22 protein-coding genes and 1 tRNA gene are annotated in these 22853 nt (G+C 63.9%); 11 read left to right on the forward strand and 12 right to left on the reverse strand.

Going from position 1 to position 22853, the window contains the following annotated elements; translation table 11 throughout:
• Positions 1-196: 196 nt before the first annotated feature.
• The 5 genes from HALRU_RS07540 to HALRU_RS07560 all read left to right on the forward strand — a co-directional run bounded on the left by HALRU_RS07540 (position 197) and on the right by HALRU_RS07560 (position 3133).
• Positions 197-769: a CBS domain-containing protein gene (locus HALRU_RS07540; protein ID WP_015300804.1), complete on the forward strand. Its 573-nt coding sequence runs from the start codon at positions 197-199 to the stop codon at positions 767-769.
• Positions 770-828: 59 nt separating this feature from the next.
• On the forward strand, positions 829-2037 hold the full coding sequence (locus tag HALRU_RS07545; protein WP_015300805.1) for a phosphoglycerate kinase: 1209 nt from the start codon (positions 829-831) through the stop codon (positions 2035-2037).
• Positions 2021-2533, forward strand: a complete 513-nt coding sequence (locus HALRU_RS07550; RefSeq protein WP_015300806.1) for a GNAT family N-acetyltransferase — start codon at positions 2021-2023, stop codon at positions 2531-2533. The genes HALRU_RS07545 and HALRU_RS07550 overlap by 17 nt, the downstream gene beginning before the upstream one ends.
• Positions 2534-2557: 24 nt before the next feature.
• Positions 2558-2631: transfer RNA gene (locus tag HALRU_RS07555), tRNA-Thr, on the forward strand.
• Between the two features lie 226 nt (positions 2632-2857).
• Complete coding sequence (locus HALRU_RS07560; protein ID WP_015300807.1) at positions 2858-3133, forward strand: HalOD1 output domain-containing protein; 276 nt, start codon at positions 2858-2860, stop codon at positions 3131-3133.
• 33 nt (positions 3134-3166) lie between these two features.
• Here HALRU_RS07560 and HALRU_RS07565 read toward each other — a convergent pair whose 3' ends face one another.
• The 3 genes from HALRU_RS07565 to HALRU_RS07575 form a co-directional block, all read right to left on the reverse strand.
• Positions 3167-3922, reverse strand: coding sequence for a ribonuclease H-like domain-containing protein (locus HALRU_RS07565; RefSeq protein WP_015300808.1), 756 nt, complete (start codon positions 3920-3922; stop codon positions 3167-3169).
• Positions 3923-3991: 69 nt separating this feature from the next.
• Positions 3992-5887, reverse strand: a complete 1896-nt coding sequence (locus HALRU_RS07570) for a hypothetical protein (protein WP_015300809.1) — start codon at positions 5885-5887, stop codon at positions 3992-3994.
• Between the two features lie 233 nt (positions 5888-6120).
• Positions 6121-6765, reverse strand: coding sequence for a DUF7504 family protein (locus tag HALRU_RS07575; RefSeq protein WP_015300810.1), 645 nt, complete (start codon positions 6763-6765; stop codon positions 6121-6123).
• A gap of 201 nt (positions 6766-6966) precedes the next feature.
• On the opposite strand from HALRU_RS07575, the gene HALRU_RS07580 reads away from it, so the two are divergent.
• Positions 6967-7938, forward strand: a complete 972-nt coding sequence (locus HALRU_RS07580) for a DUF7547 family protein (protein ID WP_015300811.1) — start codon at positions 6967-6969, stop codon at positions 7936-7938.
• 41 nt (positions 7939-7979) lie between these two features.
• Here the strand turns inward: HALRU_RS07580 and HALRU_RS07585 are convergent, their stop codons facing one another.
• The 9 genes from HALRU_RS07585 to HALRU_RS07625 all read right to left on the reverse strand — a co-directional run bounded on the left by HALRU_RS07585 (position 7980) and on the right by HALRU_RS07625 (position 14968).
• Positions 7980-8372, reverse strand: coding sequence for a nucleic acid-binding protein (locus HALRU_RS07585; protein ID WP_015300812.1), 393 nt, complete (start codon positions 8370-8372; stop codon positions 7980-7982).
• Positions 8369-9526, reverse strand: a complete 1158-nt coding sequence (locus HALRU_RS07590; protein ID WP_015300813.1) for a thiolase family protein — start codon at positions 9524-9526, stop codon at positions 8369-8371. The genes HALRU_RS07585 and HALRU_RS07590 overlap by 4 nt, the downstream gene beginning before the upstream one ends.
• A gap of 103 nt (positions 9527-9629) precedes the next feature.
• Entirely contained in the window at positions 9630-10604 is a 975-nt protein-coding gene (locus tag HALRU_RS07595) for an MBL fold metallo-hydrolase (protein ID WP_171815006.1), read from the reverse strand.
• Between the two features lie 176 nt (positions 10605-10780).
• Complete coding sequence (gene msrA / locus HALRU_RS07600; protein ID WP_015300815.1) at positions 10781-11323, reverse strand: peptide-methionine (S)-S-oxide reductase MsrA; 543 nt, start codon at positions 11321-11323, stop codon at positions 10781-10783.
• A gap of 131 nt (positions 11324-11454) precedes the next feature.
• Complete coding sequence (locus HALRU_RS07605) at positions 11455-12120, reverse strand: cyclase family protein (protein WP_015300816.1); 666 nt, start codon at positions 12118-12120, stop codon at positions 11455-11457.
• Between the two features lie 88 nt (positions 12121-12208).
• Positions 12209-12520: an AzlD family protein gene (locus HALRU_RS07610; RefSeq protein WP_015300817.1), complete on the reverse strand. Its 312-nt coding sequence runs from the start codon at positions 12518-12520 to the stop codon at positions 12209-12211.
• Entirely contained in the window at positions 12513-13376 is an 864-nt protein-coding gene (locus HALRU_RS07615; RefSeq protein ID WP_015300818.1) for an AzlC family ABC transporter permease, read from the reverse strand. Before HALRU_RS07615 ends, HALRU_RS07610 begins: the two co-directional genes overlap by 8 nt.
• Positions 13377-13521: 145 nt before the next feature.
• The gene (locus tag HALRU_RS07620; protein WP_015300819.1) at positions 13522-14151 is read right to left on the reverse strand and encodes an HD domain-containing protein; all 630 of its coding nucleotides are present in this window, start codon (positions 14149-14151) and stop codon (positions 13522-13524) included.
• A 151-nt stretch (positions 14152-14302) separates the two neighbouring features.
• Positions 14303-14968: a 2,5-diamino-6-(ribosylamino)-4(3H)-pyrimidinone 5'-phosphate reductase gene (locus tag HALRU_RS07625; protein WP_015300820.1), complete on the reverse strand. Its 666-nt coding sequence runs from the start codon at positions 14966-14968 to the stop codon at positions 14303-14305.
• 227 nt (positions 14969-15195) lie between these two features.
• On the opposite strand from HALRU_RS07625, the gene HALRU_RS07630 reads away from it, so the two are divergent.
• From HALRU_RS07630 to HALRU_RS07650, 5 genes are all read left to right on the forward strand, one after another.
• Entirely contained in the window at positions 15196-16467 is a 1272-nt protein-coding gene (locus HALRU_RS07630) for a Single-stranded DNA binding protein (protein ID WP_015300821.1), read from the forward strand.
• Positions 16464-18224 carry a hypothetical protein gene (locus HALRU_RS07635; RefSeq protein ID WP_015300822.1) on the forward strand — a complete coding sequence of 587 codons (1761 nt, stop codon included), beginning with the start codon at positions 16464-16466 and terminating at the stop codon, positions 18222-18224. Before HALRU_RS07630 ends, HALRU_RS07635 begins: the two co-directional genes overlap by 4 nt.
• A gap of 2 nt (positions 18225-18226) precedes the next feature.
• Positions 18227-19090, forward strand: coding sequence for a metallophosphoesterase (locus tag HALRU_RS07640; RefSeq protein ID WP_015300823.1), 864 nt, complete (start codon positions 18227-18229; stop codon positions 19088-19090).
• A gap of 80 nt (positions 19091-19170) precedes the next feature.
• Positions 19171-22065, forward strand: a complete 2895-nt coding sequence (locus HALRU_RS07645; protein ID WP_015300824.1) for a DEAD/DEAH box helicase — start codon at positions 19171-19173, stop codon at positions 22063-22065.
• 103 nt (positions 22066-22168) lie between these two features.
• Positions 22169-22807, forward strand: a complete 639-nt coding sequence (locus HALRU_RS07650; RefSeq protein ID WP_015300825.1) for a protein sorting system archaetidylserine decarboxylase — start codon at positions 22169-22171, stop codon at positions 22805-22807.
• The last annotated feature ends 46 nt before the right edge of the window (positions 22808-22853 follow it).

The following is a 22853-nucleotide window of genomic DNA, read 5'->3' on the forward strand; positions in this document are numbered from 1 at the left end:
ATCCGGGCCGGAATGGACGCAAAACACGCGCTCGAACACACTGCAATCATCGAGAGACTGCCACACTGGTTTCCGTCACGAAGCAGCGGTTTTTTCTCGCACAGAACGCCCAGATAGTGGCTCAGAAAAGTAGATGGCACGGCGGAATAAGCGTATCGGGGCTAGGTTTTAGGGGGACTGCGTGTTAACCCCTCACATGGAACCGGAGGTGTCGGTCAAAGACGTTCTGACGACGTCCTACGTGGGCGTCAGTGAGTCCGATAGCGTTCGCGGTGCTGTCGAACTCATGCGAACCGAGCGAGCGGGTTCGGTGCTGGTGGTCCGCGGATCGAGTGCGATCGGAATCATGACAGAGTGGGACGTCCTGGGCGTCGTCGAAGACGGAACCGATCCGTCGACCGTGACCGTCGGATCCGTAATGTCGTCACCGGTGATCTCGATCCCGCCGGATCACTCGCTCACCGACGCCGCGGACGTCATGGCGCGTGACGAGATCAGAAATCTGGTCGTCGAGGACGGCGACGGGATCGTCGGCGTGTTGACCCAGCGAGACGTCATCACCGCGGCGGGCTCGTTTACCGGTGCGACGGCCATCGACGAGGCCGAACTCCGAACGATGGCGACGCCCGAGTCGGGCGCGGTCCAGGCAGCAGCGAACGGCGGAACCGAGTACACCACCCAGAGTATCTGTGAAGTCTGTGGATCGCTTGCCGATTCACTCTGGGAACGAAACGGACAACTCGTCTGTACCGATTGCCGGTCGGTCTGAGCCGCCGCGAATGCGTCCGATAGAAAGACCTTTTGGGACGGTCAGTGGATCTCCGTGTAATGATTGCCACCCTCGACGATCTCGACGCGGCTGGGACCGTCGTCGGGCTCCGTGTCGACATCAACAGTCCGGTCGACGCGGACGGCCGTCTGCTCGACGATTCTCGCATCAGAGCCCACGTCGGTACGATCTCGTCTCTGCTCGAACGTAACGCCCGCGTCGCGCTCCTCGCACACCAGGGCCGCCCGGGCGGTGACTCGTTCACGACACTCGAACCGCACGCTGATCGACTGAACGAACTCCTCGACGCACCCGTCGAGTACGTCGACGAGACCCACGGCACGTCAGCCAGGGCTGCCATCGCCGATCTCACGGACGGTACGTGTGTCGTCCTCGAGAACACTCGGTTCTACAGCGAGGAGTACATGGAGTTCGACTCCGCCGACGCGGCAACGACGCATCTCGTCGAGCGACTCGCGCCGGTCCTCGACGTCTACGTCAACGACGCGTTCGCCGCAGCCCACCGATCCCAGCCCTCGATCGTTGGATTCCCGCACGTTCTTCCGAGCTACGCCGGTCAGGTCATGGAACGGGAACTCGCTGTCTTAGACGACATCGAATCGACGACATGCCCGCGAACCTACGTCCTCGGCGGCGCGAAAGTGTCGGGGTCGATCGACGCTGCCCGTGACGTACTCGAACGTGATCTCGCCGATACGGTCCTCACCGCCGGCGTGGTCGGCAACGTCTTTCTCGTCGCCGACGATCACGACGTCGGGAAGGCGAGTACCGACTTCATCTACGACCAGGGCTACTGGGACGAGATCGACCGCGCGGCCGCTCTCCTCGAGGAGTACGGCGATCGGATCGAGTACCCACGCGACGTGGCCGTCGAACGCAACGGCGACCGAGTCGAACTTCCCGTCGGCGAGATGCCGCCGGCTGACGACGAGCCAGCGATGGACGTCGGCACGGAGACCCTCGCAGCGTACGAGGAGATCCTCGAAGAATCGGAGACGGTCATCCTCAACGGGCCCGCTGGCGTCTACGAGAACGAGACGTTCGCCGAGGGAACCCAGTCACTGTACCGGGCCGCTGCCACTGTCGAGACGAGCATCGTCGGAGGCGGTGACACGGCCTCGGCGATGAACGCCCTCGGAATCGACGGGTTCACACACGTGAGTACCGGTGGCGGGGCGGCACTCGCGCTACTCACCGGCGACACCCTGCCCGCCGTCTGCGCCCTCGACAATGCCCCAGTATCCTGAGCCAGTCGTCGAATTTGCGTCTGGAACTGACGTCGATCAGGTCCTCGAGTGCTGGCTCCGACTGGCCGACGAACAACGCGCACACGGCTCTGCGGTCCACGTCGACGACAACCGAGAACCGATGCGACAGATTCTGTCGGCACAACAGGTCGCGAACGGCCTCCTCGTCGCGAGGGTGGGCGACGAGATCGTTGGCTTCGTGACCTTCACCGTCGAGACCGAGACGGTCGCCGTCGACCCAACGCGTGGCCTCCTCACGAATATCTGGGTCGACCCGGCCCACCGCAACGAAGGGATCGGCACAGCGTTACTCGATGCAGCCGAAACGGAACTCGCCGACCGGGGGGCCGACGTCTGCCGACTCGAAGTACTGGAGGACAACGAATCAGCTCGCCGATTCTATCGCGACCACGACTACGAATCGCGCCGCCGGATCATGGAACGGTCACTTCGAGCGCGAGAGAAAAACGATACACACTCAAAGGGTGACGGCTAAGGCCGGAGTGACGACCGAAAACGCGCCAGGGGAGCATGGGCGGTTCATGCACTCGACTTGTAATCGAGACTTCGTGGGTTCAAATCCCACCCCTGGCTTCGGACTTTACGTTCAAAGCTAGTCTCCCTGTAGTCAGCCAGTTGAACGGAGCGGCCCTTGAATCGACTGTCGAATCGAGACGGTTCATCAGCCGATACGGATGAAGAGCAGCTCCTACTTTAATCAGCTCCCAAGATAGTCCAGATATGGACTATTTAACGTATTATGGGATATAATTGGACAATCTCGGTAGCTTTATCAGTCGTGGCGGGTTGGATCGATGCAATGCTGGTTTCAGCGGATCGATCAGCGGGGGTGGAGGAGTCACTGAGCGTCTCGATCGTCAGTGCGATTGCGAACGCGGAAGGCGTGGACCCGACGGCCATCCGTCCGCCGGAGTACGAAGCGCTCTATCACGTGTGTAATCCCGATGCACTGGAGTCACTGTTCTCGTACGACGACGATGCAACGCCAGGATCGGTTCAATTCGAGTTCTGTGGGTACGACGTCACCGTCACCAGTGATGGATCGGTGTCCGTCTCTGACCCGGGGTCAGAGTAATCGAGTTCGACACGATCAGCTCTCGACTGACGACTAGTCCGTCGTCGAGTGAGCGTCGCGGAAGATCGTTTCGTCGAGTCGAGTCGTCACTTCGGTCGCGATGGGTTCGAGATTGATCGTGTCGGCCTGATTGTACTCGACGAGCGTCTCGAGGGCGGACTCACTCCCTCGTTCGTACTCGTGCCAGAGGCGAACGGCGTCGCGGCCGGAGATGTCCGGCCGATCCCGCTCGATACCGAGGGTGTGTTCGACGTCGGAGAGCCCACCGGTGAGTCCGACGGTCCGACACGCAGAGTAGAGGTCCATGTGCGGCAGTGTGAGATCGAGATCGAAATTGTACTCGAGAAATGGAACGTCGAACCGGCGCCCGTTGAAGGTCACTAGCAACGGAACGGAGTCGAGTCGGGCAGCGAGCCGGTCGGCTGTCAGGTCGTCGCCGCGAACGAGTGTTTCGGCGGTGCCGTTCTGATAGAGCGAGACGGTCGTGACCACGTTGCGTTCCCGACTCAACCCGGTCGTCTCGATGTCGAGATAGCACGCCTCGGACCCGGCGTTTTCGAACAGTCGCCAGTGGGAGTTCGCCGGCACGCACTCGGCAAAGAAGTCGTAGGCACCACGGTCGAGTCGATCCTGGGCAGTGTCGATGAACGACTCGATCCGATCTGCCAGTGTCTGCCCGACGACCGACCCGTCGAACTCCTCCCAGTGTCTGACGCCGGCCTCCCACAGTTTCCGTTCCGTCTTCTCGCCGACGCCACGAACTGGATTGAAACTGTTTTCGATACGCACAGCCGTTCTGGATCGGCAGCGGCAAAAAGGGACTCGCTTCGATTCGAAATGTTCTGGACGGAGCCGGACTTAGCTGTTGTCGGAGAGATACAACGTCCGATCGATCACTTCGACGATCGCCGCCTCCCACTGGGAGACGTCAGTTCCCTCGGCATCGGGGATATCGACGACGATCCGGTTGCCAGCAACGGACACGTCGACGTCAACGTCGCTCTCGTTGGCGAAACTCTGGAGTTGATACGTGAGCAGACGCTTCGTGGATTGGCCCGCGTCGGCCGTCTCGAGATCGTACACGAGGACGACACCGTCGTCGTCCTTCTCCGCACTGGACGTCACCCCGTGAGCGGACCGAGCGAGCGAGGGCTCCGACTCGTTGACCGCTTCGACGGCGTCGTCGACCGTGAGGGACGGTTCCGACGTGTCGTCCGGGGAAAACTCCTCGAACGTAAACTCCATATCTGGCGTCTCATCGATCTCCTCCGATTGGACATCACCGTTCCCGTCTCGGGCATCGTCATCTCCGTCTTGGGCCGTATCCACATCCTCGTCTGGGGGTGTATCCGCTTCCCCATCTGGGCTGGTATCCTCATCCACGACCGGACGGTCGTCCACCTCGTCCGCAACTGAATCGACAGCATCACTTTCGGAAGGAACCGGTTCCACGGCGGTCGGTGACTCCTCGGCCGCGGATTCGTCCTCCGACGGTTCGACCTCGTCAGTCGCTGCACGCGACTCATCGGTTCCAGTCGCGCCGAAGTCGTCCTCGCTGGCATCGTCTCCTCCAGCACCGATCACGTCCCCCTCACCGTCAGTCTCGGTTTCGGCTGTCCCCATCGTGATCGAATCAACCGTCTCCGTCCCCGAGTCGCTCGTTTCCATCGATTCCGCTTCGTCGGGACTGGGTGATTCGGCCGTCGACGACGGTGAATCGACACGTTCACCTGTATCGTCGGTTCTGGGGTCGGTATCGTCCCCGGGTGACGCTTCAGCGTCGTCTTCGGGTGCCGATGAATCGTCTGTTCTATCGCCTCCCCCTCCGATCGCGTCTGTACCGTCGGCCTCCTCGGATTCAGTATCGTCTCGTTCGTTCGCTTCCTGCGAGTCAGGAGCTGTCGTCTCCGTCGTGGCTGCTCCATCGGGATCGACGACGATCGGTTCGTCGGATGGACCCGTTTCGTCTCCGTCACCATCCGTCGGTGTCGGTTCGACGTCACCGGCCTCGAGTTCACCGGCGATGGGCGATCGACCGTCGGCGACGGCGTCCCAGTCGATGCGAGTCCGATACCAGGGCGTTCGATCCGGCGACGTGATGAATCGGCCCCAGTTCGGAGTGGAATCGCTTCCAGTAGGAGTGGCCTCGGCAGACCCAGTCGATCCTTCGTCGGCAGAATCCGTCTCCGCGTTCGCAACCTCTTCCGCATCCGACGCCGGCCACTCAGCGACCTCGGAAGCATTTCGAACGGGCGTCGGATCGGCACCGACCGATTGTCTCGATCGTCGTGGCTCGGGATCGGCGGTATTGTCCTGCGCCTCGGGGCCAGTCGTCTCGCTCGGTTCCGGTTGATCCCTCGCAGTCGCAGACGGATCGGTTCGAGCCGCGTCTGGTGGTTCTGTGCGGGCTCCCTCAGCGTGTGGAGAACGACGATCGGTTGCTGGGTCGCCAGTCGGACTGTCCGATCGGGGAGACGGGTGCGGTCCCGCCTGTGTCCGTGGCGAGCCACCGGACGTGATCGTTCCGCCGCCGCTCAGGTGGACCTGCGGTCCGCCGCCTCCGGGCGCACCGGAGACGGCTCGTTCCATGTCGGTGAGGTCGTCGTCGACCGTATCTTCCAGTTTGTCGAGCTTGTCCGCCACACCACGGATGGCGAGCGCGACATCCCAGAGGACGACCACACCGAAGAACAAGAGCGCGAGCAACACCGTTACCGCAACGCCGCCGAGAATTTGTGCGTCGACTGCGACCATCTGTATTCGATACTTGAATCGGCCGTTCGACGTATAGTGTTTGTTGCCGTATCGAGCCCTAAATCGACGCTCGAGGCGTCCGTATTCGAGCCGTTCGACAGGGTTCTCGCTGATATCCGTCTGCACCGCTTTACCTGTCAGTTTAGTATAACGGGAGAAAATGGGTGACCGCAATCGTCACACTGTCGCTCTGTTCTCGCTGTAGTCGGTGGAATCTCACCAGGACTGGACGTTCACAGCGGCAACCACTCCGTCGGCGTCTCGCTATCGCGAAGATGCCAGCGATGTTCGACGGTATCGTCGGTAGATCGGAGTGTTACGACGGCATCGAAGAGCGGTTCGAAGAGTCGAACGGCCTCGGACTCGCGTTCGATCGGGAGGTGGTAGTGGCCCATCCCTCGGCTTCGGCGCGTCCGGGTCGATAGTACGTGCAACAATCGAAAGACGACTTCCGAATCGTACGCAGCCAACAGATCGGCGACCGAATCGACGCAGACACGGAGTGACGCCGGTCCGAGATCGGTCCTGGATTCGAGTCGGTCGATTCGGTCGCCGAACTCCAGGCCGACCGTTCCGAGTGTCGGGAGAACTCTGATGTGGTCCTCCTCCGTCGGTTCGGCCGCCGTCCTATCCGGGTCGAGAAGGAAATACTGTGTCTGCGAGGGTCGATCTGCAGGAATCCGTGAGCGGTCGGTGGAAACGACGAGCCGGTGCGTGGTCGATTCACCGGCCCCCAGAAACCGAGAACAAACGTGCCCGTGGCTCGCCGCAGCCGGTTCGCCAACCAACAGGACGTTACTCCCGTTTCGCTTCAACGTTCCGAGTTCCTGGACGAAAGAGGAACGTTCCGGAACGCCGACCCCAAGCTCGCTTCCCATTCAATCAGTGTATTGCCACTACTACAAATAAGTATTGTGGCCATAAAATCATCCGATAGAATTAGCCAATGGCAATTTTCCCCCAACGAACTTCCTCTTTCACTTCAAGCGTGGTGCCAGTGAACCAGCATGCCGAAACCAGGAGGATGGATGTGGACCGCACGGATCACCTTTATTCACGTAGCGTCCGAGTCGATAGCCATGAGTCGAGACGACCGCGCGGCAGCACTCGAGGACCTTGCGGACGCGATCCGCGACCTGAGCGACGCTATCGACGAGCGTTCTCGTGATCGATCCATATCAGCGCCGTCCATGCGCGACGTGCTCCGAGTGGCTGGCGAACAGGCGATTCCGACGCTGATAACGCTCCTCGAAGCCCAGATTCGGGCTCTCAAGGCGATGCAACGTGGTTCACGACTCGTTCGTCGCGGGAACCGGGCGGAGGATCGAATACGCTCGTCGATCGGTGAGGGGCGCACTCGGCGTCCAGACGCCGACGGCATGGTCGACCAACTTGGAACGACCATCGACGCGATTCAGCGCCGGCTCGGGGACACCGACGAGGAGACACAGGCCCTGCTCGACCGGACCCGATCGATCTACGAGGAGATCGATCGAACGATTGCGCCACAGACTGACGACACCACCAGTCAAGACGACGGGTTCCGGATCGAGATAGACGAGGGAGACGGCGACACGACCGATAGCTCCGAAGAAGTTGGAGGACAATCGAATACGGGATCGACGAAATCTGCTGGCGATCACGTCGACGTGGATGCAGAACTCCGCACCCTCAAGGACCAGTACGGCACAGGGACCGATCCCGAACCTCGAGAGAGCACGGACGAGGCACACGATCGTGAACAGACCGGTCAGCCGGGCCAAACGGACGGCCCACCTGGCGATAGCGAAACGGGAACGAATGACAAACCGGCTGTCGATGACGAGTCGGGCACTGGAAGCGACTCGGACGACGAAGGCGATTCGAGCGACGACGGTTCGAACTCGCGCGAGCAACCGGCGCCCGGGCGCGGGGATTTTGACCCGGCCGACGACGATGATCCGACCGATTCCGATGGCTCCTACGCCGGTGAGCAAGATTCAGCAGAACAGCATTCCGAGAAATCAACCACCGAAACCGCCGAGGACGAGCCCGACGACGTCGATCAGTAAGTCCTCGGTCCAGGTCGATGTGACGCGTCGGGACGTGCGTCTCACTCCGAAACGGGCTCGAATCGATAGCCGTCCCAGTCCTGACTGTCCCGCGCTCGTATGCTGGGTTCGGGATCGCGCAGTTCGTCGACGTACACTGGTTGTACCGTCTGACCGATCGAGACGTCTCCGTCCACCTGCCCGATCGCTCTCACCGATTCGCCGTCGACGGTAAACTCGACGATAGCGAGTGTGTTCGGTTCGCGGACACCCGGCGGTGGAGCCGTACTCGTGGTCCAGGTGAGGACTTCGGCTGTATACTCGCTCAGATCGATCGATTCGATCGGATCGCCGCCGTCCGGCCCGACGGGATGGCCTGGATACGTGATCGTCCCATCGTCGTAGCGAACCGCTTCCATCGATGGCGTGTCGTCCGCGGGGTCGGATTCGGTCATGCGCCCACCTCCAGAATCGACGTCGTGACGCAGTTACCGAACCCGCCGACGTTACAGCACAGGCCGACGTCCGCCGAGACCTGTCGTGGCCCCGCGTCTCCGAGGAGCTGTTCGTACACTTCGACCGCCTGTGCGACGCCGCTGGCACCCAGTGGATGCCCTTTCGACTTGAGCCCGCCGGAGGTGTTGACCGGAAGTTCACCGCCGTCACGAGCCGTGTAACCCTCCTCGGCGAGTTGCCACGCCGTCCCGCGGTCAGCGAAGCCGAGCGCTTCCAGCTGGAGGAGTTCGAGAATCGTGAACATGTCGTGTAGTTCGGCGACGTCGACGTCGTCGGGTCCGTAGCCGCTCATGTCGAACGCGCCGCGTGCACTCTCGGCGACCGCCCCCATCCACGTCGGGTCCGGCCGTTCGTGAACGACGTGCGTGTCCGTCGCGCCGTCGACGCCGGCCACCACGACGTACTCGTCCGTGTACTCCCGAGCGACTGATTCCGGACAGAAAAGCAGCGCTGCAGAGCCGTCGGTGATCGGACAGAAATCGTACAGGCGGAGGGGATCGGCGACGATCGGTGACTCGAGAATCGTCTCTTTCGACACCGCCTTCTGAAACTGGGCCTTCGGATTGTCGACGCCGTTTCGATGGTTCTTGGCGGCGACCGACGCCAGTGATTCCCGCGGCGCCTCGTACCGGTCCAGGTAGCGTCTGGCGGTGAGCCCTGCGAACGACGGAAGCGTCAATCCGTGCTTGTACTCGACGGGATGCGTGAGCGAGGCGATGACGTCGGTCGCCTCTGACGTCGATCGATGGGTCATCTTCTCGCCGCCGACGAGCAGCGTCATGTCGCTCGCCCCGCTCGCGATCGACCGCCAGGCGGCGTAGATGCCAGCACCACCGCTCGCACTCGTCTGATCGACGCGTTCCGTATAGGCCGGAAGGGCACCCAGATCGTGAGCGAGGGCGTTCGATACCCCGGTCTGGCCCTCGAACTCGCCAGCAGCCATGTTCGACACGTAGAGGTGGTCGAGGGCGTTCGGATCGACGCCGGCCGACGCCAGGCACGAGTGTCCCGCCTCGGCCAGTAACTCCCTGATCCAGGCCGACCGGTTTCCGAACTGCGTCATGGACGTACCGATGATCGCCACGCGTTCCATGCTCGACCGGTCGGCCACAGAGAGGTTAAACGGTGGGGATGCTGGCCAGCGTGGCGGATGGACAGTGTAACCGATAGGGATGCCAGCCGATGTCGGAAAGGGGTCAGTACGCAGGAAGTACGTCCGCCGCGGCAACGTCCTCGTCGAGCAATCGATACTCCCCGTCCGACCGATCGACCACACCAGCTCGTTCCAGATGATCGAGGTGGGCGAACGCTTCACCTGGCCCGTGGAGGATGTGAATCGCCTCGAGCGACCCGAACAGGGTTGCACTCACTTCCCAGGCAGTCGCCGGCCCCTCGGATCGAAGCGCTTCCAGGACGTTGTCCGTTCGCTCGTGGTGGTGTTCGAGGATCGTCCGAGCCCGGTCTGCGGGGTCCTCGATGACGTCACGATGACCGGGCCAGACGCGATCGTAGTCGGCGTCGATGATGGCCGTGATGGACTCGACGTAGTGGGCGAGCGGGTTTTCGAGGCGAAGGTCCGCACCGCCGACGTTCGGGGTATACACAGGGAGAAGAACGTCGCCGACGAAGGCCTCACGGTCGCCATTGTGCTCGAACGCGAACGTACAGTGGCCGGCCGAGTGGCCCGGGGCGTGGGTGACGGTGAGCGAGACGTCGCCAACCTGTATCTCGTCGCCATCCGCGATCGTGGTCATCTCGTCGGGGCCGTCGATCGGAGGCACGGCGTCGAAGAAGGATCGTAGTTCCTCGCGTTTCGACACGGGCATTCCCCACTCCTCGAATCGTCGCTCCTGTAACTCGTCGTACGCTGCGTGGGCGTCCGGGTCGCGGGCGACCATCGGTGCGGCGTCGGCGTGGACGTAGATCGTCGCGCCGCTCTCGTCCGCGATGGGGCCGGCCAGGGCCGCGTGATCGATGTGATGGTGTGTGAGCAACACCGCATCGATATCCGCCACCGACCGCCCGTGCTCGGCGAGGCCCGACTCGAGCTGATCGCGGATGTCCGGCCGGTGAATGCCGGTGTCGATCAACACCGTCTCTCCGGCCGATTCGAGGAGGTAGGCGTTGTTCTTGCCCTCGAATTCGTGGTTTCCGAGCGAGATAGACTCCAGGTTCACGGGTAAAGAGACGGAACAGTCGTACGTATCCTTGTTGGATCCGGCACGGAAGGCAGTGAGAGCCGGAATGGGGGAATTCGAGAGACGAACGCTGAGCAGACGGCCGCAGCTGTCCCGAGAGACGAATGGAGTGGCTACGGACACAACCAGTCCAGGCGACGAACGTGGGTCTACGGACGTAGTTCGGGTTCGACGCGATCGGCGAACTGCTCGCGGACTTTCTCGAGTTTCGGCGCCGCGTGCATCTGGCAGTACGCGTCGTTCGGGTTCTTCTCGAAGTAGTTCTGGTGGTGCGCCTCGGCCTCGTAGAAGGTATCCAGTTGCTCGATTTCGGTGACGATCTCGTCGTCGTAGAGCTCTTGCTCCTCGAGTTCTGCGACGAACGCCCGCACGAACGAGTCCTGTCGGTCGTCGTGAGTCAGGACGATCGATCGGTACTGCGTGCCCACGTCGGGACCCTGTCGGTTCAGTTGTGTGGGGTCGTGCACCGTGAAGAAGACTTCCAGCAGGTCCTCGTAGCCGACGACGTCCGGGTCGTAGGCGACCTGGATCACTTCGGCGTGGCCAGTCTCGCCGGAGCAGACTTCCTGGTACGTCGGCTCCTCCGTGTGACCGCCGGCGTAGCCGGAGGTAACCGAGTCCACACCCGCGAGTTGCTCGAAGGCGCCCTCGATACACCAGAAACACCCGCCGCCGAAGGTTGCGCGTTCCATACTCACGCTAGTCGCCGAACGTGTATAGGGATGACGGGACCGGAAGGACGAGAGAGCTGGTCCCAAGAAAGACGGACAGAAGCGCCCCAGCCTAGCCGGGCCAGGCCGCGAAAGCGTGATCCCACGTTCGGTCAGACGATCGCCACGGCCCGCACCGGTGCGCCATCGGGAGCATCGACCGACAGCGGATAGGCATACACCTCGAACGTGTCGTCGGTCGGCAGTCGGTCGAGTCCGCGCAGGTTCTCGAGGATCACTCGATCCTGTTCGAACAATACGTGGTGAGCCGGGTAGCCGTCAGGTTCGTCATTGCCGCCTCGTTGGGGTGGCGTCGGGTCGATGTTTGGCGTATCGAGACCGAGGTGAACGCCCTCGTCCGCAAGTATCCTCGCCGCCTCGTCGGTCAGGTAGGGATGGTCGTGGTACGTCTCGGTTCCCCAGTGGCTGTCCCACCCCGTCCGAAGTAAGGCGAGGTCGATTGCGTCGAGTGTCCACGTTTCGGATGCTTTCTGCACCTGTGTCGTCTCTATCGGTGTTCGTGGATCGATCCCCGTACAGTCGATAACGGCCGCGGTGAATCGGAACGTTTCGAGGTCGTAGTCGTCGATCGATCGACCGTCCTCTAGCAAGTGTGCTGGCGCGTCGACGTGCGTTCCGGCGTGCGTCGACAGCGTCAGTTCGGTCGTCCGGTAGCCGTCCGCGGCGACCGTCGCCAGCGGGTGGCACTCGACGGCTGGATCGCCGGGGTACACCGGCATGGAGTCGTGAATTCGGTGGGAGAGGTCGTACGTGGGCATCGGTAGATAGTCGAGTGGAGGCGAGACGGACCAAAGGCCATTGCGTTCGCTCCCTGAACGCTCGTCGCCGAGACGGGGTATGCACTGTTCACAGCAGCGCTCTGAATCCGACGACGGCGACGAGACCCGCGAGGAGGGCGACGAGTAACCGATTCGTGCGCCAGGCCACGAACGCGACGACGCCGGCGGCCGCCCACTCGGCCGGGCCGCCGTCGACCAGCTCCGGGCCGAGGATCGAGACGACGATCGCCCCCGGGAGGACCGAGAGGCCGGCCTCGACGCGGTCGCTCACCTCGACTCGACTGAGTACCCAGAGCCCGCCGACTTTGGTCGCGAACGTGGCGACGGCCATCGCGAGGATGACTGCGGCGACGAACGGATCCAGCCCGAGATCAGCCATCGTGACGGAGCACCTCCACGATCGCGGCGGCTCCCCCGCCGGCGATAATGTACCACTGGCCGGACAGGGTTTCGGCGGCGACGACAGCGACGCCCAGCGCGACGGCCCACGGCAGGAGACTCGACCGTCCGTCCCAGAGGTCGACGGCGAGCGCGACGAACACGGCCGCGAGGACGAAATCGAGTCCATAGCGCTCGGGAGCCCCGATGGCTCCCCCGGCGACCACCCCCAGAATCGTCGCAGCGACCCACCAGAGCCACAGGACGACCCCGCTGCCGATCAGGAACGCACCCCGCCCGCTGCCAGACGTCAGGTCGCCCATCGTCAGCGCCCAGTTCTCGTCCGCCATGAAGAACAGGCTCCCGTAGGCCTGGCCTGGCGAGAGCGACCGGAACCACGGTTCCAGCGCGGCACCCATGATCGAATACCGGAGATTGATCGCGACCGTTGCGAGCATGATTGTCGCGACGGGGATCGGCTCCGCCCACAGTTCGACGGCCACCATCTGGGAGGCCCCGGCGAGCACCGTCGCACTCATCAGCGCCGCCTCACCGACGCTCAATCCCGCGCGATCGGCGAGCATCCCGAAGGCGACGCCGTACCCTGCGACACCGATCGCGACGGGGAGTCCTGTCGTGAATCCCCGACGGAAGCCAGCCCAGCCGAACGAGACAGGGCCGACCGATTCTGCCGGCGTCGGTTCCGATGGCGGGGTCGTATCGACCCCTGCTGAATCGGCCTCCGCACCCGTACCGGCTTCGTCCGACCACGTCGGCTTCGCTTCGTTTGATCCCGTAGCGTGGCTACTGGCTGGGTCCGACGAATCGACGTCCGCTTCGGTGTGCTCGCGTGTCATTCTTTCGAGTCTCCCACATCAGCCCCTCTCAGCGTACAGCGGTTTGCAGTGGATCGGGCTCCTGTCGCCAAAGCGCTCTCGGTCGCGGTGAAGCGTGCCGAGGAGACCAAGCGGTCGAGAGCCACGACGACTGTTACAATCGCTCCTACGCGTCACCCGAGCGTTCCTGTTCGAGGCGTTCGAGGAAGGTCTCGACGAACTCGTGGCGCTCGGCGGCGATAGCCCGACCAGCGTCGGTGTACATCCGCTCACGAAGCGTGAGGATCTTCTTCGAGATATGGTTTACCGACGTCGCTCCGCCGGACGTCTCGTCGGCCGCGAGTGGGTGGTCGGGGTCGTGCATGGGAAAGTCGTTCGTCCCACCGTGAGAGAACACCCGGGCGATACCCACCGCGCCGAGCGCGTCGAGATTGTCCGCATCGCAGAGCACCGTCGCTTCCGGAGATTCCGGCTCGACGTCGTTCGAGTACCGATGGGCGCGAATACAGTGACCGACCGCGTCGATCGTCTCCGGATCGACGCCAACCGATTCGAGGATCGTCGCGGCCTCCGACGCACCCCACTCGGCGTGATCGTCGATCACACCGTCGTCTTCGCGCTGGCGACCGATGTCGTGGAACCAGACGGCATACCGGAGGACTGTCTCGTCTACATCTGCTCGGTCCTGTGAGAGACGGGTGGCGAGCTGATGGACCCGTCGCACATGTTGCCAGTCGTGTGCCGGGGCTGCGTCCTCGAAGTACGAACGGGCTATGGCACGAAGGTCCGCTTCCATCGAGCCGAACGTGTCGGGTCGGCGTATTCAGTCGTTCGGAAATCGGTCACCACATCGGAACGGATGGGTGAACGACCCGGGGTGCCTTCGACAGGTCGATCGGCTCCGGTGACTGCCCTCCGTGATGAAATTGCTCCGTACTGAATACAGGTCACCGATCGACAGTCCAGGTCAACACGACGCCGTCGCCCACTTGCTCGACGTCCGACAGAGAGAGGGTGGGAAACGCCTCGACGAATCCTTCGCCGTCGGCCAGCGTCGGTGCCTCCCGACCGCCGACGATCTGGGGACCGACGAACACCGAGAGTTCGTCGACGAGGCCGGTGTCGAACAGCGAGAAGATGAGTTCGCCGCCACCTTCGACCATGACTGCTTCGAGACCTTCGTCCTGAAGGGTGGCGAACGCACGCAGGAGATCGACGCGTTCCTCGCCGGCCGTGACGAGGGTCGCCCCGCGTTCGGCGAGCGCCGATCGGCGTTCGACGGGAGCCGCCTCGCTCACGAGTACGTACGTCTCCGCCGCGTCGTCGAGGACTATGGCGTCGGCCGGCGTGCGCGCCCGGGAGTCGGCGACGATACGGGCCGGGTTCACCGCTCGTCCGGCATCGACGCGGTTGGCGCGCAGCGACGAGGACTTGACGGTGAGGCTGGGGTCGTCGGCAAGGACCGTCCCGACGCCGACGGCGACTGCGTCACTCTCCGCTCGCAGCCGGTCGACCCGCTCGAAATCCGGTTCGCCACTGATCGCCAGTTGCGTTCGCTCACGCGTCGAAAGTTTGCCGTCCGCACTCATCGCTGCATTGACGACGACGTGCATTGTCGATGCGGATATTCGGGGGACCTGGGTTAATCGTTGTCGACCTCGACCGCCGGGGAGTACCGGACCGTCTGGCCGCTGCATCGAGCAGTCACGATCGGCCGATGGGGAACGGGTCGTGATCCTTCGAATCCGGGGACGAGTCACGATCGGCGGAATCCGGGGACGGGTTCACTTTCACTCCGCGCTACGAACCCTTTTGTCGGGCGCGCGCTTACGCACCCGTGATGGAACTCGACAGCCACGCCGAGGAGCTCGCCTCCGACCTCGGTGTCGACAACGAGGAGGTCAAAGCGGACCTGCAGAACCTGGTGGAGTACAGCGTCCCCATCGACGAGGCCAAACAGAGCCTGCGCCGCAAATACGGCGACGGTTCGACCGGTTCGTCGGGACCGACCACCAAATCGATCGGGGAGATCACGCCGGAGGGGAGTAACGTCAGCGTCACCGCAGTCGTCCTCTCGGCAGGCGAACGGTCGATCAGGTACCAGGGCGACGATCACGTCATCGTGGAAGGCGAACTCGCCGACGAGACCGGGCGAATCGACTACACCGCTTGGGAGGACTTCGGGCTCGAACCGGGTGAGACGCTCACCATCGGCAACGCTGGCGTCCGTGAGTGGGACGGGCAACCGGAACTCAACCTCGGCGAGCACTCCGCGATCTCGGTCACGGACGACTCGCTCGACGTTCCATACGAGGTCGGCGGCGAGTCGACGCTCGCGGCCCTCGAAACGGGCGATCGAGCCAGGTCGGTGGAGGTGACCGTCCTCGAGTGCGAGACCCGAACGATCGACGGCCGCGACGGCGAGACCGAGATCCTGAGTGGCGTGTTCGGCGACGAGAGCGGTCGATTGCCTTTCACCTGCTGGGATCCCAGATCCGAGATCGAAACCGACGCCTCCGTTCGGCTGGAGAACGTCTACGTCCGCGAGTTCCGCGGCGTCCCGGAGGTCAACGTCTCCGAGTACTCGAGCGTCGAGACGCTCGACCGAGAGATCGACGTCGGGACCGACGCGCCCTCGCTCGGCATCGGCGAGGCGGTCGACAGCGGCGGCATCTACGACGTCGAACTGACCGGCACCGTCATCGAGGTACGCGATGGGTCCGGACTCATCCAGCGCTGTCCCGAGTGTCGCCGCGTGATTCAGAAAGGACAGTGTCGCACGCACGGCGAGGTCGACGGTGAGGACGACCTCCGCGTGAAGGCCATCCTCGACGACGGTACGGGTACCGTCACCGCCGTCCTCGACGACGAACTCACCGAAGCGGTCTACGGCGGCGATCTGGACGACGCGCGAGACGCTGCCCGGGAGGCGATGGACCAGTCCGTCGTCGCCGATACGATCCGGGAGCGCATCGTCGGACGGACCTACCGCGTTCGCGGCCACCTGTCCGTCGACGAGTACGGCGCCAATCTGGACGCCACCACGTTCGAAGAGGTGAGCGAGGATCCCACAGACCGTGCGTCCGCGTTCCTCGAGGAGGTGGACGCATGAGCACAAACGGATCCGACGACGAGAACCGGCCAGGACGCGAAGTCGCGTACCGACTCTTCGCGACGGAGTTCGACGACTCCGTCGTCTCCTACGCCGAGAGCGACGAAGAACGGGCGCCCAACTACGTCATTTCACCGACCGGCGCTCGACTCAATCGAATCTTCGTCGTCGGCACGCTCACCGAAGTGACCGACGTCAACGACGAGATGGTCCGGGCACGAGTGGTGGACCCGACCGGAGCGTTCGTCGTCTACGCCGGACAGTACCAGCCCGACGCCCTGGCGTTTCTCGAACGGGCCGAGCCACCGGCGTTCGTCGCCGTCTCGGGCAAGGCACGAACGTTCGAACCCGACGACGGCGACCAGGTCTACACCTCGATCAGACCCGAGAGCCTGGCGATCGTCGACGCCCCGACCCGCGACCGCTGGGTCGTCGACACGGCCGAGCACACGATCGATCGAATCGAGACGTACGCGGCCGCTGCCGACCTCGACGTCGACGACTCGACACTGTCCGAGGTCCTCCGCGCCAACGGACTCCCGGATGGCCCCGCCGAGGGCATCCCCCTCGCGACGCACCACTACGGGACGACGCCTGCGTACCTCGACGACCTACGGGAGGTCGCCATCGACGCCGTTCGCGTCGTCGCCGAAGACAAATCACAGGTCGAGGCGACAGCCGGCTCGCCGACGGAGACGGCGTCGGATGCCCCATCGTACGCGACACTGGCCGACGGCCGATCGCTTTCGATTCCGGACGACCTGACTACGGACGAAATCGGCGACGACACAGCTGTCGACGACGTCGCGACGTCGACCGACGCGTCGGCCGGTTCGGCAGTCGGCACGGCGTCGGCGAGCCCCACCGACTCGACAGACGACACGACCGCTTCGGACGCAGTCACGGACGACGTTTCGGATTCGTCCGAGACGGCAGCCGCCGCCGAGCCAACCGAGACCGAACCGGAAGCCGACGAGTCCGAGGGTGAATCAGCCAACACCCGCTCCGAAGACGAGGGAGAAGCGTCTGACAGTACCGAAGACGACGAAGAAACGACGGACAGTACCGGAGACGAACTCGGTGACTTCGAGACGGAACCGTCGACCGATGCAGACGACCCCATCGACGAGTCTGTCGACGAAGCTAGTGCGGACGATTCGACGGACGGTGAAGACGAAGAATTAGCGGCTGACGAAGCTGCGGAGCAAGCGAGCGATGGAGACGAGGACTCTCCGACGGACGAAGACGTCGGGCCGACCGACGACGAACCGGTCGTGGAACTCGACACGGATGCGGACGATCTCGATCCCGACGACTTCGAAGACGGGATGTACGAGCTCGACGAGGACGAACGGGCGGCCGTCGAGGAAGAGTACGGGACGGACTTCACCACCGGGACCGACGTCGGCGAACCCGGGGAAGCCGACATCGACGTTCCCGACGCAGCCGACGTCGCACCGGAGGGGGACGGACCGGCTGAGGACGCCGAGACTTCCACGTCGGGTCCGGAGACCGACTCCGCCGCGTCCGACGCGACCGACGAGGACGCGACCGGTGAGGACCTCGACTTGCAGACGCGCGTCGTCGAAGCCATGGGCGAACTCGACGACGGTGAGGGTGCCGAACGATCGGCGGTCGTGGAACTGGTCGCCGACGAGACGGACGCCGACGAAGCCGCCATCGACGACGCGATACAGGACGCGTTGATGGGCGGTGAGTGCTTCGAACCCGCCGAGGATCGACTGCAGGCCATCTGAGCATGAGTCACGTCGAACCGATCCCCGGGGAACCCGCTGCGGTCGGTTCGATCGACGGCGACCGGGCGCTGTTCGTCGCCGATTACCACGCCGGTATCGAGGCCGCGCTCCGGTACGAACGTGGCGTACAGGTACCGAGCCAGGCCGAGGACCGTCGCGAGCGGCTCTGTGCTCTCCTCGATCGTATCGATGCCGACCGATTGGTCGTTCTCGGCGATCTGATGCACTCGATCGGCGATCCCGGTGGGGCCGAACGTGGGGAGATCGAGGTGCTGTTCGAGTCGTTGCCGCCGATCCCCGTCACGCTCGTCAAGGGCAATCACGACGGCGCGATCGAAACGTGGCTGCAGGAGGCGATCGACGACGCGGGTCGCGGGCGACCTGGGTCGGCCACCGGCGCGACCGAGTTGACGGTGCTCGATGGCGATGGGGGCCGGCTCGGCGCTATCGGCGTCTGTCACGGTCATAGCTGGCCCGCACCAGCCGCCATCGAGGCCGACGTCCTCTGTTTCGGCCACGAACACCCGTGTGTCCGCCTCGAAGACGAAGTCGGCGGTAGTCGTGTCGAGTCCGTCTGGTTCCGCGGCGAACTCGAGCGGGCGAAACTGGGTCCTGGGGGACCGGCGGCTCAGGACGGCGACGATGCGACCGACGGGGCCGACCACGTCGATACCGACACGGAATCAGTCACTCCCAACGACGGACTCGAGTTCGTCGTGTTCCCGGCGTTCAACGAGCTCGCCGGTGGCACGTGGATCAACGTCGAGGGGCAATCGTTTCTCTCACCGATGCTTCCGGATGGGCTCCGGACGGGTGAAGCGTACCTGCTCGACGGAACGCGACTCGGTCCCTACGAGTCCATCTGAGAGACCCGTTCGGACGCGGTGACCGTGGGGCGCGGGCCGAGAACAACGGGCTTATGGAGCGTTCGTCCCTACGGACGGCGATGACTGACGGGGACGCGGCGGCGTTTACCCACCTGGGTCCGACCGTCCGCGAGGCCCTCTCCGATCGCGGCTTCTCGACGCCCACCGCGCCACAGCGACTGGCGATTCCACCGCTCGCCGACGGGGAAAACACGCTGGTGATCGCCCCGACCGGGAGCGGAAAGACCGAGACGGCGATGTTACCCGTCTTCGACGACATCGTCTCGGCGCGACGCGAAGCCCGACGAACTGGGGAACTGGGGGGTGACGACGGCGATTCCGGAACGTCGAGCGACGAGGAGACCGACGGCTTTCGCGCGCTATACGTGACGCCCCTTCGGGCACTCAACCGGGACATGCTCGACCGACTGGAGTGGTGGGGCGACGAACTCGACGTGTCCGTCGACGTCCGCCACGGCGATACCACACAGTACCAGCGGAGCAAGCAGGCCGAGAATCCCCCGGACGTCTTGATAACGACGCCCGAGACCATCCAGGCGATGCTCACCGGCGAGCGGCTGCGCGACGCGCTGGCCGATCTCTCGCACATCGTGGTCGACGAAGTGCACGAACTCGCGGCGTCGAAACGAGGCGCGCAGCTCTCGATCGCGATGGAGCGGCTGGTCGAACTAGCTGGCCCCGTCCAGCGAATCGGTCTCTCCGCGACGGTGGGAGATCCGGCGGCGGTTGGGCAGTTCCTCACCGGCGGACGACCCTGCGAGATTCGGGAGATCGACGTCGGAAGTAATGTCGACGTCACCGTTCGCGAACCGACCGTCACCGACGAGGATCGCGACCTCGCGGGGAAACTGATGACGGAGGTAACCACGGCGAGTCACGTCCGGCTCATCCGCGACATCGTCGCCGAGAACGAATCGACGCTCGTCTTCGTCAACACGCGCCAGACTGCGGAGGCCCTCGGCTCGCGGTTTCGCGAACTCGACCTCCCCATCGGCGTTCACCACGGTTCGCTGTCGAAGTCCGCCCGAATCGAGGTGGAAGACGACTTCAAGGCGGGCGAACTGGACGCGCTTTTGTGTACCTCCTCGATGGAACTCGGCATCGACGTGGGTCGCGTCGATCACGTCGTTCAGTACCAGAGTCCACGGCAGGTCGCCCGACTCCTCCAGCGCATCGGCCGGGCGGGCCACCGCATGGACGAGGTCTCCTCGGGGACGATCGTCACGACGCGGGCCGACGATACGTTCGAGGCGATCGCCATCGCCCGGCGAGCCCGTCAGGGGCAAGTCGAGGACGCCGGCATCCACGAGGGGAGTCTGGACGTCGTCGCGAACCAGGTCCCCGCGATCGTCCACAGCGCCGGCGATACGTTCGTCGACGACGCCTACGAGATCGTCTCCCGAGCGTACCCCTTCCGTGACCTGACCGAGGAGACGTTCCGCGATGTACTCTCGGAGCTTCACCGGAATCGGATCGTCTGGTTCGACGAAGCCGAGGATCGAATCGAGACCAGCGGCAGTACCTGGCAGTACGTCTACGCCAACCTCTCGATGATCCCGGACGAGGAGACCTACGAAGTTCACGACATCGCCTCCGGCGGCCAGATCGGGACGCTCGACGAACGGTTCGTCGTCAACTTCGCATCGCCGGGCGAAATCTTCATCCAGCGCGGCGAGATGTGGCGCATCGCCGAGGTGGACGACGACGAGGGTGTCGTGAAGGTGAGCCCCATCGAGGACCCCGCGGGTGAGGTACCCTCCTGGATCGGTCAGGAGATCCCAGTCCCCTACGACGTTGCCCAGGAGGTCGGTGAGATTCGGACCGTCGCCGAACCGCAATTCGCAGGCGGTGCGGACGAGGACGCGGTCGCTCGCGAACTCGAGACGCGATACCCGAGCGATCGGGAGACGCTTTCGTCGGCCCTTTCACAGCTCGAACGACAGATCGACGCCGAACATGCGATGCCGACGACGGATCGGATCGTGCTCGAACGACAGGGCCGAGACGTCGTCGTCAACGCCTGTCTCGGGCACAAGACCAACGAGACGCTCGGGCGCGTCCTCTCTGCCCTCCTCGGTCAGAAGTCCGGGTCGTCGATCGGGCTCGAGACCGACCCGTACCGGATCGAACTCGAAGTGCCGACGAGCATCGCGACCAGTGACGTCGTGGCGATTCTCGAGGAGACCGATCCCGGCCACGTCGAGACGATCGTCGAACTCGGGCTCAAAAACTCCGACGCGCTCGCCTTCCGCCTCGCGCAGGTCTCCGGCAAGTTCGGCGCGCTCAAGCGCTGGGACGGCTCGGCCAGACTGTCCAACGATCGGTTGTTGGCCGCACTCGAAGACACGCCCATGTACGCGGAGGCAGTCCGCGAAGTGTTCCACGAGGATCTCGATCCGGACGCGGCCGCAGGCGTCCTCGAATCGATTCAATCGGACGTGATTACTGTCGAGACCGTCCGTGGGCGGACGTCGATCGGTACCGGCGGCCACTCCTCCGGCAAGGAGTTGCTCGCCCCCGACAACGCAGACGCGAGTATTATTCAAACCGTGAGAGATCGGATCCGTGACGACCGCGTGATTCTATTGTGTACCCACTGCACCGAGTGGCTCTCGCGAACGAAGGTTCGCCGCGTCCCCGAGCAACCGGAGTGTCCGGAGTGTGGATCCACTCGCATCGCCTCGCTCAACCCGTGGGCCGACGAGGTGGTCGACGCGGTTCGGGCCGAAGAGAAATCCGACGAACAGCGCGAGCAGACCGAACGCGCGTTCCACGCGGCGAGTCTCGTGCAGAGCCACGGCAAACAGGCCGTGATCGCCATGGCCGCCCGCGGCGTCGGGCCGCACAACGCCGCCCGAATCATCAACAAGCTTCGCGAGGACGAAGACGAGTTCTACCGCGACATTCTCAGACAGGAACGGCAGTACGCACGTACCCAGTCGTTCTGGGATTAGCGTTCGAAGGTCGAGTCAGCCGCTACGACCGATGCAGTCACCCTCCCCATCCACCACCGCCGAGTGACGAAACGATCAAACGAGCCCGTGGCCTACGACCCGTATGAACGTCGCACCGGGGGCGTGGCGCTACGCGGCCGGACCGCTACTCGCCGCCCCGTTCGGCTTCTTCGTCCACCCCCTCGCCGGACTCGGCCTGCTCGCCCTGGGCGGGTTCGTGCTCTGGTTCTTCCGCGATCCGGAGCGCTCACCGCCGCCGTCAGGTGTCGTCGCGCCGGCGCACGGGAAGGTCTCTGTGCTCAGAGAGGAAGGCGAGACCGTCCGGCTCGGTATCTTCATGAACGTCTGGGACGTCCACGTCATCCGCTCACCCGTCGACGGACAGGTGACGGACGTAGAGCACACACCTGGTGCCCACCGCCCGGCGTTCTCGAAGGACTCGGACCGCAACGAGCGTGTGCACGTGCGGGTCACCGCCGATGTCGACGACCGCGCTCCGCCCATCCAGGAGGTGACCTTGATCGCCGGTGCCTTCGCCAGGCGAATCACGCCGTACACCGAGGCAAGCGACACGGTCTCTCGGGGCGAACGTATCGGCCACATCGCCTTCGGCAGTCGGGTGGACGTCATGTTCGCCCCGTCGGTATCGCTCGACGAGGTGCAGGTGTCGCCCGGAGACAAAACCACAGCCGGAGAGACGATTATCCTCGACGAAGCAAAACCCGACAGCCACGACGTGTAGGAGTGGCCGTGTGTGGATGTCTGGGACCCATTCAGGTCCACTCGAC

This window comes from Halovivax ruber XH-70, from assembly GCF_000328525.1.
GTDB lineage: Archaea > Halobacteriota > Halobacteria > Halobacteriales > Natrialbaceae > Halovivax > Halovivax ruber.